This window comes from Plantactinospora sp. CNZ321, from assembly GCF_004217235.1.
Genome location: NZ_SHKQ01000001.1, coordinates 6,883,628 through 6,899,373 on the forward strand (window position 1 = coordinate 6,883,628; position 15,746 = coordinate 6,899,373).

A 15,746-nucleotide genomic window follows, 5' to 3' on the forward strand; every position below is an offset into this window, starting at 1 on the left:
CAAAGACGAACCCTGAGTGAGGATAACGACACGTACGGTCGAGTTCTCGGCAAGTCCGGCGGTTGTCTTTCCCTTCTGCGGTCGGAACCCGCAATATAGGGGGGTTCTGTCCTGTGCCCCCTCGATTCTCTCCGGTGGCTCTTCTGTGACTCAGATCCCGACGTGGAGTGGCGGACCGGCCAATCCCACCAACGGACGTGCGGCACCCGGCATCACCATCGGTGGTCGGTACTCGTTGCGGGCGGCGGTCGGCCACGGCGGCATGGGCACCGTGTGGCGCGCGGCCGACACCCTGCTGCGCCGCGACGTGGCGGTCAAGGAGGTCGTGCTCCCGCCGGGGCTGGCACCCAGCGACCGCGACGCGATGTACGAACGCACCCTCCGCGAGGCGCGGGCCGCGGCGGCCCTCCAGCACCCGGCGGTGGTGCAGGTCTATGACGTGGTCACCGAGGGCGGGCGACCGTGGATCGTGATGGAGCTGCTCGACGCGCGCAGCCTCGCCGACATGGTGATCGAGGACGGCCCGCTCGCGCCGCGCGCGGTCTCCAAGATCGGCATCGCCCTGCTCGGCGCGCTGGAGGTGGCGCACGCGATCGGGGTGCTGCACCGCGACGTCAAGCCGGCCAACGTGCTGATCTGCTCCGATGGCCGGTGCGTGCTCACCGACTTCGGGGTGGCCCGGATGCCGACCGACGTCCAGCTCACCACCCCGGGCATGGTGCTCGGCTCCCCGCACTTCATCTCGCCTGAGCGGGCCATGGGCCAGGACTTCGGCCCACCCAGCGACCTCTTCTCGCTCGGCGTCACCCTCTACACGGCGGTGGAGGGGCGGCCGCCGTTCGACAAGGGCGACCCGATCGAGACCATGCACGCCGTGGTGGAGGACCCGCCGGCGCCGCCGGTCCGGTCCGGTCCACTGACCCGGGTGCTACTCGGCCTGCTGGAGAAGGACCCGGCCCGCCGGCTCGACGTCACCGCCTCCCGCACCATGCTCCGCGAACTGCTGGCCGGCCCGCTGGCCAGCAACGCCGCCGGGCACATGGTCACCGACCCGTACGCGGTGGTGCCGTCCCAGCGCTCGCCGTGGCAGCAGCCGGCTTCCGGCTCCCAGTCACCGGCGCCGGCCGGAGCCGGGCCGGGCCAGTTCACCCGGCCGCCGAGCAGCGGTGAGATCGGCGGCTCGGCAATGCTCGCCCCCGGTGAGTCCCCGGCCGACCGGATCGCCCGGAACGCCCACGAGGCCGCCGCCAACCGGCCCCCGGCGGCCGGCGCCAACCCGCTGAACACCCCGACCGGGGCGATGCCCGGCTCGACCGGCCGGCGCGGTGGTCCACTCGGTACGCCGACCGGGGCGATGCCCGGGCCCGGCGGCCGGGGCGGCACGGTGCACACGGCCAGCGGCGGCCGGCTGGGGCGCGGCCTGACCGGCGCCCGCCAGGCCGGCGACTCGGCGCTGCGGACCGTCCGGGGCTGGAACCGACGGACGCAGGTCGCCGTGGCCGGCGGGGTGGCCGCGGTGCTGCTGATCGGCATCGTCGCGCTCTCCCTCGGCGGCGGCGAGGAGCCGGTCGTCACCCCTCCCCCGCAGGCCGGAAACTCGCCCGAGGTGAAGGTGCCGGCGGCCTTCCCCACCAAATCGCACGCCGAACGCGGTGTCTCGGTCAACGTGCCGAAGGACTGGAAGAAGGCGGCTCCGAAGAAGGCCGTCTACATCGACTACACCGACCCGGACGACAGCGGACGACGGGTCCGGGTCCTGGTCGAGGAGTTCAAGGGCGACAGCTCGCGCCGCTGGGCCGAGATCGCCGCAAACGGCCTGAAGAACAGCAGGAGTTGCGCCAAGCCCTATCGCCAGGTGGACCTGACGGATGAGGAACTCGGCGGTAAGCCCGCCGCGCAGTTGGAGTACACCTGCGGCAGCGGCAGCGAGCAACGGCACGGCATATGGCGTGGGGCCGTCCAGGGCGGCAAGGTGTACTCGTTCTATCTGACCACCCCGGACGAGCGGTTCGAGGAGAGCAGGCCGATTTTCGACGAGATGGTCGAGTCGTTCCGGCTCACCGGCGCCGGCTGACCCGTTCCGACCCGGTCCCGCCCCGGCGCACACCACGCCGGGGACGGGGCCGGACCGCGTCCGGGGACGGTCGACGTGCTATCACAGTCCGATGGCGGCGAAACCGAACCAGCCGGACGTATCCCCGGACCACGTAACCCCGGACGGGTCCCCCGACGAACTGGCCGGGCTACGAGCCCGGGCCCAGGCATGGCTCGACGACGACCCCGACCCGGCGACCCGGGAGGAACTGCGGAGAGTGCTCGACCGGTTGCCGGCGAGCCGGGCCGAACTGGCCGACCGGTTCGCCGGACCGCTCACCTTCGGCACCGCCGGGCTGCGAGGCCCGCTGCGGGCCGGCCCGAACGGGATGAACCTGGCCGTGGTCACCGCGGCCGCGGCCGGTCTGGTCGGCTGGCTCGCCGGCCGTGGCGCACCCGGGCCGCTGGTGATCGGGTACGACGCCCGGCACGGCTCGAAGGAGTTCGCCGAGCGGACCGCCCGGGTGGCCACCGGCGCGGGGCGGCCGGCCCTGCTGCTGCCCCGGCCGCTGCCCACCCCGGTGCTGGCGTACGCGGTCCGGGCCCTCGGCGCGGTCGCCGGGGTGATGGTCACCGCCAGCCACAACCCGCCGCAGGACAACGGTTACAAGGTCTATCTGGGCGCCTCGACCGGCGGTCCCCGGGGCGCCGGGGCGCAGATCGTGCCCCCGGTCGACGCCGAGATCTCCGCGGCGATCCAGGCCGTCGGGCCGCTCGCCGCGGTACCGCTCGGCCAGCCCGGAGAGGTACTCGGGGACGACGTGGTGGCCCGGTACGTCCGGGCCACCGCCGGGGTGGTCGCGCCGGACGGGCCGCGCGGGCTGACCGTGGCATACACCCCGCTGCACGGGGTGGGTGCCGCCGTCTTCACCTCGGTCTTCGCCCGGGCCGGGTTCGCGATGCCGGGAATCGTGGCCGAGCAGGCCGAGCCGGATCCCGACTTTCCCACCGTCGCATGTCCCAACCCGGAGGAACCGGGCGCGATCGACCGGCTGATCGCGCTGGCCGAGAAGATCGGGGCGGACATCGCGCTCGCGAACGACCCGGACGCCGACCGGTGCGCGGTGGCCATCCCCGACCGGGTACGCGGCTGGCGGATGCTGCACGGCGACGAGGTGGGCGTACTCCTCGCCGACCATCTGGCCCGGCAGGGCCGCACCGGCCTGTACGCCAGCACGATCGTCTCGTCGTCCCTGCTCGGCGCGTTGTGCGCGGCGCGCGGCCTGCCGTACGGCGAGACGCTGACCGGGTTCAAGTGGATCGTCCGGGCGGAGAACGGCGACGCCGAACTGGTGTACGGCTACGAGGAGGCGCTCGGCTACTGCGTCGCCCCGGACCAGGTGCGCGACAAGGACGGGATCAGCGCCGCGCTCACCTTCGCCGAGCTTGCGGCGACACTCAAGGAGCAGGGGCGGACCGTGGCCGACCGGCTGGACGAGTTGGCCGGCGAGTTCGGGGTGCACCTGACCGACCAGCTCTCGGTCCGGGTGGACGACCTGAGCGAGATCGGGACCACGATGACCTACATCCGGACCAGGACCCCGAAGACCCTGCTCGACGAGCCGGTGACCTCGGTGCGGGACCTGAACCCGGAGGCGGACGTGCTGATCCTGCGTACCGACTCGGCCCGGGTGGTGGTCCGGCCGTCCGGGACCGAGCCGAAGCTGAAGGCGTACCTGGAGGTGGTGGAGCCGGTGGTCGACGGCGACGTACCGGCGGCCCGGGAGCGTGCCGCCGCCTCGGTCCGCGCGCTGCGCACCGAGACCGCCGCCGCCCTCGGCATCTGGTAGGCCGTCAGCCGCCGATCCCCGCCGGCCGGCGGCGGCCGGCGCTCAGGTCCGGCTGCCCAGCGCGGCGTCGATGGCCCGGGAGAGAGCGGCGATCACCAGTGCCACCGAGGGGCGGATGGTCGACTCCTCCAGGCTCCCCCCGTCGGTGAAGCCCGCGCCCCGGGCGATCTCGGTCAGCCGCTTCCGGGCATCCTCGGCCGCCGGGCCCGTCAGCCCGAGGCTGGGCTGTACCCGGATCGCCGCCATCACCGCGGCGAGCGCGGCGGTCCGCTCGTCCGGTACGGCCTCCCCGGTCAACGCGTCCATCAGCCGGCGCCGGATCTCCGCCTCCACGGACGGGTCCCGCACCGGATAGCGGTGGATGTGGATGTGGCCGAGTTCGGTCTCGTCGACGTCGCTGATCACGCCGCGGGCGCAGAGGCCGGCCAGGATCCGGTCGCGCAGCCCGTGCCGGAGCCGCTGCACCCAGGAGGCCGGCGTGTGCGGGGTGTCGGCGGCGATCCGGGCGAGCACGTCGTCGGCGACCGGGTCGCCGGTCGGCGTGGGATCGGTGGCCACGATCGAACCGTCGGAGAAGGCGACCCGGCCGGCGAGCGCGAGGTCGACCAGCACGGCGGCGGCCATGCCGAGGTCGAGGCCGATCCGGGACCCGGTCGCCTTGCCGGACTCATCGTCGTAGCCGAGCAGCAGCAACTCCTCGGCCAACCCAACACCTGTCATGGCCCGGAACGGTAGCCGTTCCGGGCCAGCCGCGCATGCGTCCCGGCCGGACCGGGGCCGGCCGCGCTGAAATCGATACCGATCGGCGCGACACCGGACCGACCGACACGGAATCAGCGCCGGCCCCGGACGGTCAGAACCGGCCCCGGGACGGGCGGTCAGAACCGGCCCCCGGACGGTCAGAGCCAACCCCCGGCGGTCAGAACCGGGGCATGCCGCCGAACTGCCGGTCTCCGGCGTCACCGAGGCCGGGGACGATGAACATCCGGTCGTTGAGCCGCTCGTCGATCGCGGCGGTGACCAGCCGCAGCGGCAGACCGGAGCGGTCCAGCCGCTCGATGCCGGCCGGCGCGGCGAGGACGCAGAGCACGGTGATGTCGGTGCAGCCCCGGTCGGCGAGCAGCCGGCAGCAGTGCTCCAGCGAACCGCCGGTGGCCAGCATCGGGTCGAGTACCAGTACCGGTCGGCCGGTCAGGTCGGTCGGCAGCGACTCCATGTAGGCACGCGGCTCGTAGGTGTGCTCGTCCCGGGCCAGCCCGACGAAGCCCATCGACGACTCGGGCAGCAGCCCGAGCGCCGAGTCGGCCATGCCGAGCCCGGCCCGGAGTACCGGTACCAGCAGTGGCGGGTTGGCCAGCCGGATGCCCTGGGTGGCTGCCACCGGGGTGTCGATCGGGAACTGTTCGACCGGCAGCGAGCGCGCGGCCTCGTACACCAGCATGGTGGTGAGTTCGTGCAGCGCGGCACGGAACGACGCCGAGTCGGTCCGGGCGTCGCGCATCACGGTCAGCCGCGTCTGGGCCACGGGATGGTCAACCACGAGTACGTCCACGGTCGCTCAACCTACCGCCAACCCCGGGCCGGACCCTCCCCTGGTCACCGGCTTCCGGGCCCCTGGTCGCCGGGTCCGGAGCGCACCGGATGCCGGACGTCGGCGGGCAGCGGGCGACGGCCAGCGGGTGGCTATGGCCAAGATCACAGGTGCGGATCGGTGCGTAGACTTGCCCGCATGACGGCGACAGCGACGTCGGCGCGATCCGACCTGACCGAGGTGGGGCGCTCCGAGAGGGCCCTACGGACCTTCCTGCACGGCCTGCCCGGGGTGGACCAGGTGGGCGCGGAGCAGCGGGCGGCGATGCTCGGTACCCGTTCGATCAAGACCACCAGCAAGGCGTGGGCGATCGACCTGGCGATCCGGATGGTCGACCTGACCACGCTGGAGGGCGCCGACACCCCCGGCAAGGTACGCGCGCTGGCCGCCAAGGCGCTCCGCCCGGACCCGGCCGACCCGTCCTGCCCGCCGGTCGCCGCCCTCTGCGTCTACCCGACGATGGTCCCGGTGGCCGCCGAGGCACTCTGGGGCGGGACCGTCCCACCGGCCGGTGACGCGCCCGGGGTGCACCGACCCGCCGGGGACGCGCCCCGGGTGCACCTGGCGAGCGTTGCCACGGCGTTCCCGTCCGGGCAGGCGCCGCTGGAGGTCCGGCTCGCGGACACCCGCTCGGCGGTGGCCGGCGGGGCGGACGAGATCGACATGGTGATCAACCGGGGTGCCTTCCTCTCCGGCCGCTACCAGGAGGTCTACGACGAGATCGTCGCGGTGAAGGCGGCCTGCGGGGACGCCCACCTCAAGGTCATCCTGGAGACCGGCGAGCTGGTCACCTACGACAACGTTCGGCGGGCCTCCTGGCTGGCGATGCTGGCCGGCGCCGACTTCATCAAGACCTCGACCGGCAAGGTGCCGGTGGCCGCGACCCTGCCGGTCACCCTGGTGATGCTGGAGGCGGTCCGGGACTTCCGGGACGCCACCGGGCGGCAGGTCGGGGTCAAGCCGGCCGGCGGGATCCGGACCAGCAAGGACGCCATCAAGTACCTGGTACTGGTGAACGAGACCGCGGGCCCGGACTGGCTGCACCCGGACCGGTTCCGGTTCGGCGCCTCCAGCCTGCTCAACGATCTGCTCATGCAGCGCACCAAGCTGAGCACCGGCGTCTACTCCGGTCCCGACTACTTCACCCTGGACTGAACATGTTCGAATTTCACCCTGGACTGGACGTGTTCGAATACGCCCCCGCGCCAGAGTCGCGCGCCGTGGTGGACCTCAAGCCGTCGTACGGGCTGTTCATCGGCGGCGAGTTCGTCGATGGCGAGGGTCTCGACGTCGAGTCCGGCGACGGCGGCCAGATCAAGTCGATCAATCCGTCCACCGAGGAGGTGCTGGCCGAGGTGACCACGGCCAGCCCGGCCGACGTGGACCGGGCGGTCCGGGCGGCCCGCCGGGCGTACGACGAGGTCTGGGCGAAGATGCCGGGCCGGGACCGGGCAAAGTACCTGTTCCGGATCGCCCGGATCGTCCAGGAGCGGGCCCGCGAGCTGGCGGTGCTGGAGTCGCTGGACAACGGCAAGCCGATCCGGGAGTCCCGGGACGTCGACATCCCGCTGGTCGCCGCGCACTTCTTCTACTACGCCGGCTGGGCCGACAAGCTCGGGTACGCCGGCTTCGGTCCCGCCCCCCGCCCGCTGGGGGTGGCCGGCCAGGTCATCCCGTGGAACTTCCCGCTGCTGATGCTGGCCTGGAAGATCGCCCCCGCGCTGGCCGCCGGCAACACCGTGGTACTCAAGCCGGCCGAGACCACCCCACTGAGCGCGCTGCTCTTCGCGGAGATCTGCCAGCAGGCCGACCTGCCACCCGGCGTGGTCAACATCGTCACCGGAGCCGGCGAGACCGGCCGGGCGCTGGTCGAACACGACGGGATCGACAAGGTCGCCTTCACCGGCTCCACCGAGGTCGGCCGGCAGATCGCCCGCTCCGTGGCGGGCAGCCGCAAGAAGCTCACCCTGGAACTCGGTGGCAAGGCGGCGAACATCGTCTTCGACGACGCCCCGGTCGACCAGGCCGTCGAGGGCATCGTCAACGGCATCTTCTTCAACCAGGGGCACGTCTGCTGCGCCGGCTCCCGGCTGTTGGTCCAGGAATCGGTGTACGACGAGGTACTCGCCTCGCTCAAGCGCCGGATGGCCCGGCTGCGGGTCGGCGACCCGCTGGACAAGAACACCGACATCGGCGCGATCAACTCGTCGGCTCAGCTGGACCGGATCCGGACGCTGAGCGAGATCGGGTCGTCCGAGGGGGCCGAGCGCTGGTCGCCGCCGTGCGAGTTGCCGGACCGGGGCTTCTGGTTCGCCCCGACCATCTTCACCGGGGTCAGCCAGGCACACCGGATCGCCCGGGAGGAGATCTTCGGGCCGGTGCTCTCGGTGCTGACCTTCCGCACCCCGGCCGAGGCGGTGGAGAAGGCGAACAACACCCCGTACGGGCTCTCGGCCGGGATCTGGACCGACAAGGGCTCCCGGATCCTCTGGATGGCCGATCGGCTGCGCGCCGGAGTGGTCTGGGCCAACACGTTCAACAAGTTCGACCCGACCTCGCCGTTCGGCGGCTACAAGGAGTCGGGCTACGGCCGGGAGGGTGGCCGGCAGGGGCTGGAGGCGTACCTCGATGTCTGAACGGGTGGCGGTACGCAAGACGTACAAGCTCTTCATCGGCGGGAAGTTCCCGCGCAGCGAGTCGGGGCGGTCGTATCCGGTGCAGAACTCCAACGTGGCACTCGCCTCCCGCAAGGACGTCCGGGACGCCGTCCTGGCGGCGCGGGCGGCGGTCAGGGGCTGGTCGGGCACGACAGCGTACAACCGGGGTCAGGTCCTCTACCGGGTCGCCGAGATGCTGGAGGGTCGGCGGGACCAGTTCGTCGGGCTCGGCGTACCGACCGCCGAGGTGGACGAGGCGATCGACCGCTGGGTTTGGTACGCCGGTTGGTCCGACAAGATCACCCAGGTGTACGGCAACGCCAACCCGGTCGCCGGCCCGTACTTCAACCTCTCCGCACCGGAGCCGACCGGGGTGGTCGGGGTGCTCGCCCCGGCCGAGCCGGCACTGCTCGGGCTGGTCAGCGTGGTGGCTCCGGCGATCGTCACCGGCAACACCGTGGTGGTGCTGGTCGCCGACGCGAGTCCGCTGCCGGCGATCACCCTCTCCGAGGTGCTGGCCACCTCGGATCTGCCCGGCGGGGTGGTGAACCTGCTGACCGGCCGGCCGACCGAGACCGCGCCCTGGCTGGCCGGGCACATGGACGTGAACGCGCTCGACCTGACCGGCGTCACCGACCCGGAGTTCGGCACCGAACTCGAACGGGCCGCGGCCGGCAACCTCAAGCGGGTACTCCGGCCACCTGCCGCCCCGGTCGACTGGACCGCCGATCCGGGGATCGGCCGCATGACCGCCCTGCTGGAGACCAAGACGGTCTGGCACCCCAAGGGCGGGTAAGGAAGGGCCCCCGCGAATCGTCTGCTGTCGTAGAAGCGCCCCTTGCCAACACCTGCTGTGGCGGCGAGCTGACGTACGACGGAGGGTAGTAGACTTGCCGCGTGACGCGACTCGGTGATCTCGAACGTGCGGTGATGGACGTGCTCTGGGACCGGGGCACCGGTGCCGGGGCGACCGTACGCGAGGTGGCCGAGGCGCTGCGGGGCCGTGAGCTGGCGTACACCACGGTGATGACGGTGCTCGACCGGCTGGCCGGCAAGGGCATGGTCGAGCGCGAGCGGGAGGGCCGGGCCTGGCGCTACCGGCCGGCGGCCAGCCGCGAGGCGCACATCGCCGGGTTGATGCTCGACGCCCTGGACCTGGCCGGCAGCCGGGACGCCGCGCTGGTCCGGTTCGCCCGGTCGGTGACCGGGACCGAGGCGGAGGTGCTGCGCGCGGCGCTCGCCGGGGAGGCCGACGACACCTCGCCGGCGACCGACCGCCCGTCGGCCGCGGAGCGGCAGGTCTGAACCGATGCGCTACGCCGCGTGCTTCGCGCTCGCCGTGCTGGCCTGTTATCTCGCCGCGCAGGTGCTGGCCCGTTCCGGCCGGCTGGGCGCGGGGTGGGCCTGGCACAGTCCCCGAGTCGCGATCGTCTGCTGGCAGTTCGTCGGGCTGGCTCTCGGGCTCTCCGCGATCGGCCTGCCGATCTCGCTCGGGCTCGCCCCGTACGGTCAGGGCACCGGGTCCGCGCTGCGGTCCCTCGCCGGTGACCTGCTCGGCGGCGGTAACCTGCCGCCCGGCCTGGGCGTGACCCATCTCGGGCTGGTCGGTGTCGGCGTGGGCGTCACGGTGGTGCTGCTCGGCTCGACGGTACGCAGCCTGCTCGGCGCGCTGCGCGCCCAGCGTCGGCACCGGGACGTGCTGGCCCTGGTGGCCCGGGACGACCCGGCGGCACCCGGCGCGCTGGTACTCGACCACCCCAGCGCGGCCGCCTACTGCCTGCCCGGGGTACGCCCGCAGGTGGTGGTCAGCGCCGGCACCCTGAGCCTGCTCGACCGGGCGCAGCTCGCCGCCGTGCTCAGCCACGAGCGGGCACATGCCGACGAGCGGCACGACCTGGTGCTGCTCCCCTTCACCGCGCTCTGCCGGGCCCTCCCCGGCGTCCGCTGGGTGCGCGCGGCGCACGACGCCGTCGCCCTGCTGGTCGAGATGCGGGCCGACGACAAGGCCCGACGCCTGCACGCCGACGGCCCCCTGGCGACCGCGCTGCTGCGGTTCGCCAGCGCCGGCGCCCGGGTCACCCCGGTCGGTGCACTCGGGGTCGCCGACGGTGATCTCGACGCCCGGTTGCAGCGGCTGCTGGCGACCCGCCGGCCGGGGCGGCTGCCGGGCGCGACCGCGCTGGTCCTGGCGACGGCCCTGGTCGCCCTGCCGGTGTCGCTGTTCCTGCACTGAGCCACCGGGCAACTACTACATCTCGTAGTAAACTGGCCCTGTCACGGAAGCTGCCCGAAAAGATGCGTGGGATATGGGTCATGGACGGTCGCCGGTCACGCCGGCCGGGCGAGGCGGACGCCCGCCCGGACCGGCGGGTCGGCGAGCTGCCGGGACGCCCGTGAGCCGCCGCCCGTTCGACCCTCGCCTGCTGCGCCGGGTACCCGGCACGCGGCGCCAGCTCGGACTGCTCGGCATGCTCGGCGTCACCGCCGCCGTACTGGTGATCGCCCAGGCCACCACGCTCGCCACCGTGCTCGCCGAGGCGGCCGGCGGACACCTCGACCGGGCCGCGCTGGCCGGCTTCCTGGGCAGTGTGGCCGGCCGGGCAGCCCTGCTCTGGGCACAGGGCACGGTGGCGGCCCGGGCCGCCGCGACGGCCAAGGCCACGCTCCGGGCCGACCTGCTCGACGCCGTCGGCCGGCGCGGACCGGGCTGGCTGTCCGGGCAGCGTACGGGGCAACTCGCCACCCTGGCCGGGCGCGGGCTCGACGCCCTCGACGCGTACTTCACCGGCTATCTGCCGCAGCTGGTGCTCAGCGTCACCGTGCCGCTGGCCGTACTGGTCCGGTTGTTCTTCGCCGACTGGAGCTCCGCCCTGGTCATCGCGGTGACCCTGCCGCTGGTCCCGATCTTCGGAGCCCTGCTCGGCTGGCAGGCCCAGGCCGCCACCGAACGCCAGTGGCGCCGGTTGGCGCTGCTCGGCGGCCACTTCCTGGACATGCTGCGCGGGCTGCCCACCCTGCACCTGTTCGGCCGGGCCTCCGCCCAGGTGACCGTGGTACGCCGGATGGCGGACCGGCACCGCCAGGCGACCATGAAGACGCTGCGGATCGCGTTCCTCTCCGCGCTGGTACTCGAACTGGTCGCCACTCTCTCCGTCGCACTGGTCGCGGTGCCGGTCGGACTCCGGCTGCTGGGCGGCGGCCTGGCCCTGGAGACGGCGCTGCTGGTGCTGCTGCTCACCCCCGAGGCGTTCCTGCCGCTGCGCGCCGCCGGCAGCCAGTTCCACGCCAGTCAGGAGGGTCTGACCGCGCTGGACGAGGCGCTGACCCTGCTCGAACCCGAGCCACCCGCCCCTACCGCCGCACCGCCGACCGCCTCCACCGCCGCACCGCCGACCGCCTCCACCGCCGCACGGCCGACCGCCCGCACCGCCGTTGCGCTGGTCGACCGGGAGTGCGACCTCCAGCCCTGGTCGGGGCGGCACGACGAGATCAGATTCGAGTCCGTGACGGTCGAGTACCCGCGCACCACCGCACTGCGGGACGTCACCCTCACCATCCGACCCGGTGAGCGGATCGCCGTCGTCGGGCCGAGCGGCGCCGGCAAGAGCACCCTGCTGCACCTGCTGCTCGGCTTCGTCACCCCCAGCAGCGGGCGGATCACCGTGGACGGTACGGACCTCGCGGCGCTGGACCTGGCCCGGTGGCGGCGGCAACTGGCCTGGGTACCGCAGCGGGCCCACCTGTTCGGCACCTCCGTCGCCGACAACATCCGGCTCGGCGCACCGAACGCGCCCCTGGCGGCGGTCCGGGAAGCGGTCCGGGCCGCCGACCTGACCGAGGTGGTCGCCGACCTCCCGGACGGCCTCGACACCCGGCTCGGCGAGCGCGGCCACGGGCTCTCCAGCGGGCAGCGGCAGCGGATCGCGCTGGCCCGGGCCTTCCTCCGGGACGCCCCGATCGTGCTGCTCGACGAGCCCACCGCCCGGCTCGACGCCGGCTCCGAGGCGGCCGTACTCGCGGCCACCCGGCGACTGGTCGCCGGACGTACGGCGCTGCTGGTGGCGCACCGCCCGACGCTGCTGGCCGAGGCGGACCGGGTACTCCGGGTCGAGGACGGCCGGGTGACCGAGCAACAATCCGCAGCGGTGGAGATCACGACACCACCCCGGGAGGTGGTGGGGTGAGGCTGCGACCCGAACGTACCGTCTGGCGGCTTGCCCGCCCGTACCTCGGTCGGCTGCTCGGCGCCGGCCTGCTCGCCGCCGGCACCGAACTCGCCGGGCTAGCCCTGCTGGCGACCGCGACCTGGCTGCTGGTCAGCGCCGCCGGCCGACCGCCGCTCGACACCCTCACCGTGGCGATCGTCGTGGTCCGGGCCCTGGCGATCAGCCGGGGCGTGCTGCGCTACACCGAGCGGCTGGCCGGGCATGACGCCGCGCTGCGGGTCGTCACCGAGGTCCGGGCCCGGGTCTTCGCCGCGCTGGCTGCCCGGCGCACCACCGCAGCCCGGCGCTCCGGAGACCTGCTCAGCCGGCTCGTCTCGGACGTCGAGGCGGTACAGGACCTGCTGCTGCGGGTGCTGGTCCCCGGGGCGGCCGCCACGCTCGTCGGCCTGCTCGCGGTGGCCGGCGCGTCCGCCGTCACCCCGCTCGCCGGACTGGCCCTGGCCGGCGGCCTGCTGCTGGCCGGAGTCGCGCTACCGGTGCTGGCGGCGCTGCTCACCCGGCGTACCGCCGACCGGGTGGCGCCGTTGCGCGGCGCGCTCGCCGCGGACGCGGTCGACCTGACCACCGGCGCCGCCGACCTGGCCGCGTTCGGCGCGACCGAGTCGGCCCTGGCCGGGGCGGACGCCCGGGCCCGGGAACTCGCGGCCCTGGAGCGCCGGACCGCGGCCCTGGGCTGGGCCGTGGACGGCCTCGGGGTACTGGTGGCCGGTGCGACCAGCGCCGCCGTGCTGACCGTGGCGCTGCGGACGGGCGTGTCCGGCGTACTCGTCGGGGTCCTCGCGGTCGGCACGCTCGCCGCCGTCGAGGCGGCGCTGGCGCTGGTCGGCGCGGCCCGGCACTGGACCCGGCTGCGCACCGGCCTGACCCGGGTGGCCGACCTGTTGGCGTCCAATCCGTCGGCGTCCACCCCATTGGCTGCCGACCCGTCGGCCTCCGATTCGTCGGCGGCCGATTCGTCGGCGGCCGACCCGGGGACGCCGACCGGCGGGCCGGCGTCCACGCCGGGGGCCGAGCCGGGGGACGGCTCGCCGGCGGGTGGAATCGCGCCACGGTGGCACTGCCGGATCGAGGAGGTGAGCCTCCGGTACCGCCGGTCGGGCCCGCCCGCGCTCGACGGGGTGAGCCTGGACCTGCCTGCGGGACGCCGAATCGCCGTCGTCGGTCCGAGCGGTGCCGGCAAGAGCAGCCTGCTCGCCGTACTGACCGGGATGGTCCGGCCGGACCGGGGCCGGGTCGTGTACGACAACGTCGACCTGTCCGACCTGCCCGTCGACCAGCTGCCCCGGATCGTCGGCGGGCTGCTCGCCGAGGCACACGTCTTCCACGCCACGGTCCGGGAGAACCTCCTGCTCGGCCGCGCCGGAGCGAACGACGACGATCTGGCCGGCGCGGCCGGGGCGGCCGGCCTGCTCGACTGGGTACGCCAGCAGCCGGCCGGCTGGGACACGATGGCGGGCGAGGAGGGCGGTCAGCTCTCCGGCGGGCAACGCCAGCGGCTGCTGCTGGCCCGGGTCCTGCTCGCGGAACCGGCCGGCATCCTGGTGCTGGACGAGCCGACCGAAGGGCTGGATCCCGGCGCTGCCGACGCGGTACTCGCCTCCGCGACCGCACACGCCGGGCCGGACCGCACGGTCGTACTCGTCACGCACCGACTAGCCGGTTTGGACCGGTACGACGAGGTGGTCGTACTCGACCAGGGGCGAATCGCCGACCGGGGCAGCCACGCCGAACTGGTCGGCCGACCGGGCTGGTACCGCGACCAGTGGCTGCGCCAGACCGGCGCCGAACGCGATTATCTGGCGATCACCGGCTGAGCCCCCGCGATCACCGGCTGGGCCCCGCGATCACGGGCTGGGCCCCGCGATCACGGGCTGGGCCGGCACCGGCTGGCGACCGGCCGTCCGTCCTCGCTGGCTCAGGCCGGGGCGCCGGGGGCGTCCGCCCCGCCGAGGAACTGCCCCACCGTCGAGCTGAACTCCTGCCAGCTGGTCCGCTCGCCCGCCAGGGCGCGCCGCCCGGCGCCGGTCAGTTCGTAGGTCCGGCGTTCCCGGCCGTTGACGGTGCTCCAGGCGCTGCTGACGTATCCGGCCCGCTCCAGCCGGCGCAGCGCCGGGTAAATCGTCCCGGTAGGCAGATCGAGCACACCGCCGCTGCGGGCCCGGAGCGCCTCGATGATGGCGTACCCGTGCAGTGCGCCCTGCTCAAGCACCGCGAGCAGCAGCGCATCGAGATGGCCGTGCAGCGCCTGGGCGTTCATAGGTAGCAAGACTACTAATATGTGCGGCAAAGTCCAACGGGGTGCCGGCATCCACGTCCGCCGTCGGCCTACTAGGGTGTGTGCGCAGAGTCACCGATCCGCCGGCACCTCGCCGGGTCGGGTGCCCATATCGAGCGCACACGGAGGTCAGCGTGGCCCGCCAGTCGTCCCACCGGCCCGACACCGACGAGCCCGGCAACGAGCCCGCCGGAAGCGACGGGGCTGCCGACCCCGGGCAGATCGACGCCGGCTCGTCGGAGAGCAGCGATGACACCGCCGATGACCCGGTGACGTCCGGCACTCCGGACCGGTCGCTGTGGGAAGAGGTCCGGATCGACCCGGTCGAGATCGCTCTCCCCTCCGGCTCCGGTTTCACCCTGCGGACGTACCGCCCGGCGAGCGAGCTGACCCCGACCGACATCGAGGACCGCGAGCAGGACGACCTCTTCGCCAACCGGTCCCGGCAGGCCGAGGTCGAGGAGGAGGACGGCGACGAGGCGGTGGTGATCCTCGACGAGGAGATCGCCGACCAGTTCGCCGAGGCCGACAAGGAGGACGCGGAGCGGGACGGGAAGGCCAAGGCCGACGACTCCGAGGCCGACTCCGACTCCGAGGCGGCCGCCGAAGATGCCGAGGAGGATGACGAGGAGGTGCCGGCCTTCCTCACCCACCGGGGCAGGTTGCTCCTGTTCAAGACTCCTGAGGCACTTGTCACATTCGTCAGGTCCGGCGCACCGCACGACCTGGCCGAACTGGACACCTGGGAGCAGCTCGTCGAACGGATCACCCCGGCCGACGTCGCACCGCTCGACGAGGACTCCTACGAGCTCGACCTCGTGGTGGAGAATCTCCGCGGCGGGCACGACGTCTGGGACTCGACGCTGCTCATCGAGGCTGGTGAGGTGGCCCGTGACCTGGCCTACGCACTTCGGCTGCCCGCGGTTCTCGATATGCTCTCCCCCGGCTCCAGCCTGGATGACCTCGACGAGGCGCTCCGGGCTACCGTGGCCGGCGGTCTCGGCGGATTCCGGGGCCGGCGGCGGCTGAAGAAAATCGGGGCACAAACCGCAAGTCTCGGGTGGCGCACGATTATCGGCAAGATCTCTGCCGCCGTGGACTGGCGCGACTGAC

13 protein-coding genes are annotated in these 15,746 nt (G+C 73.4%); 10 read left to right on the forward strand and 3 right to left on the reverse strand.

Annotated elements, in window-relative coordinates:
* The first annotated feature begins 145 nt into the window (after nt 1-145).
* Nucleotides 146-2,074: a protein kinase domain-containing protein gene (locus EV371_RS29885; protein WP_130464992.1), complete on the forward strand. Its 1,929-nt coding sequence runs from the start codon at nt 146-148 to the stop codon at nt 2,072-2,074.
* 91 nt (nt 2,075-2,165) lie between these two features.
* The gene (locus EV371_RS29890) at nt 2,166-3,884 is read left to right on the forward strand and encodes a phospho-sugar mutase (protein ID WP_130464993.1); all 1,719 of its coding nucleotides are present in this window, start codon (nt 2,166-2,168) and stop codon (nt 3,882-3,884) included.
* Nucleotides 3,885-3,926: 42 nt separating this feature from the next.
* On the opposite strand, the gene EV371_RS29895 is transcribed toward EV371_RS29890, so the two are convergent.
* A complete protein-coding gene (locus EV371_RS29895) occupies nt 3,927-4,604 on the reverse strand; it encodes a GPP34 family phosphoprotein (protein ID WP_130464994.1) in 678 nt (225 codons plus the stop codon).
* A gap of 199 nt (nt 4,605-4,803) precedes the next feature.
* Nucleotides 4,804-5,436: a uracil phosphoribosyltransferase gene (gene upp / locus EV371_RS29900; protein WP_130464995.1), complete on the reverse strand. Its 633-nt coding sequence runs from the start codon at nt 5,434-5,436 to the stop codon at nt 4,804-4,806.
* A 177-nt stretch (nt 5,437-5,613) separates the two neighbouring features.
* Between upp and deoC the strand changes: the two genes are divergently transcribed.
* From deoC to cydC, 7 genes are all read left to right on the forward strand, one after another.
* Nucleotides 5,614-6,630, forward strand: coding sequence for a deoxyribose-phosphate aldolase (deoC, locus tag EV371_RS29905; protein WP_130464996.1), 1,017 nt, complete (start codon nt 5,614-5,616; stop codon nt 6,628-6,630).
* Between the two features lie 29 nt (nt 6,631-6,659).
* The gene (locus EV371_RS29910; RefSeq protein ID WP_130466316.1) at nt 6,660-8,111 is read left to right on the forward strand and encodes an aldehyde dehydrogenase family protein; all 1,452 of its coding nucleotides are present in this window, start codon (nt 6,660-6,662) and stop codon (nt 8,109-8,111) included.
* Nucleotides 8,104-8,928, forward strand: coding sequence for an aldehyde dehydrogenase family protein (locus EV371_RS29915; protein WP_130464997.1), 825 nt, complete (start codon nt 8,104-8,106; stop codon nt 8,926-8,928). The genes EV371_RS29910 and EV371_RS29915 overlap by 8 nt, the downstream gene beginning before the upstream one ends.
* A gap of 101 nt (nt 8,929-9,029) precedes the next feature.
* Entirely contained in the window at nt 9,030-9,437 is a 408-nt protein-coding gene (locus tag EV371_RS29920) for a BlaI/MecI/CopY family transcriptional regulator (RefSeq protein ID WP_130464998.1), read from the forward strand.
* A 4-nt stretch (nt 9,438-9,441) separates the two neighbouring features.
* Entirely contained in the window at nt 9,442-10,365 is a 924-nt protein-coding gene (locus tag EV371_RS29925; RefSeq protein ID WP_130464999.1) for a M56 family metallopeptidase, read from the forward strand.
* 160 nt (nt 10,366-10,525) lie between these two features.
* A complete protein-coding gene (cydD, locus tag EV371_RS29930; protein WP_130465000.1) occupies nt 10,526-12,316 on the forward strand; it encodes a thiol reductant ABC exporter subunit CydD in 1,791 nt (596 codons plus the stop codon).
* A complete protein-coding gene (gene cydC, locus EV371_RS29935; protein WP_130466317.1) occupies nt 12,268-14,172 on the forward strand; it encodes a thiol reductant ABC exporter subunit CydC in 1,905 nt (634 codons plus the stop codon). Before cydD ends, cydC begins: the two co-directional genes overlap by 49 nt.
* 101 nt (nt 14,173-14,273) lie before the next feature.
* Here the strand turns inward: cydC and EV371_RS29940 are convergent, their stop codons facing one another.
* Nucleotides 14,274-14,615 (reverse strand): helix-turn-helix transcriptional regulator, encoded by a 342-nt coding sequence (locus tag EV371_RS29940; protein ID WP_130465001.1) that lies wholly within the window; start codon nt 14,613-14,615, stop codon nt 14,274-14,276.
* 152 nt (nt 14,616-14,767) lie between these two features.
* On the opposite strand from EV371_RS29940, the gene EV371_RS29945 reads away from it, so the two are divergent.
* Nucleotides 14,768-15,745, forward strand: a complete 978-nt coding sequence (locus EV371_RS29945; RefSeq protein WP_130465002.1) for a DNA primase — start codon at nt 14,768-14,770, stop codon at nt 15,743-15,745.
* Nucleotide 15,746: the final 1 nt, after the last annotated feature.

What these genes read in the sequence shown, in the direction of transcription:
- EV371_RS29940 (WP_130465001.1), bottom strand. Translation starts at nt 14,615, where the DNA reads ATGAACGCCCAGGCGCTGCACGGCCATCTCGATGCGCTGCTGCTCGCG.
- deoC (WP_130464996.1), top strand. Translation starts at nt 5,614, where the DNA reads ATGACGGCGACAGCGACGTCGGCGCGATCCGACCTGACCGAGGTGGGG.
- EV371_RS29915 (WP_130464997.1), top strand. Translation starts at nt 8,104, where the DNA reads ATGTCTGAACGGGTGGCGGTACGCAAGACGTACAAGCTCTTCATCGGC.
- EV371_RS29890 (WP_130464993.1), top strand. Translation starts at nt 2,166, where the DNA reads ATGGCGGCGAAACCGAACCAGCCGGACGTATCCCCGGACCACGTAACC.
- EV371_RS29925 (WP_130464999.1), top strand. Translation starts at nt 9,442, where the DNA reads ATGCGCTACGCCGCGTGCTTCGCGCTCGCCGTGCTGGCCTGTTATCTC.
- EV371_RS29895 (WP_130464994.1), bottom strand. Translation starts at nt 4,604, where the DNA reads ATGACAGGTGTTGGGTTGGCCGAGGAGTTGCTGCTGCTCGGCTACGAC.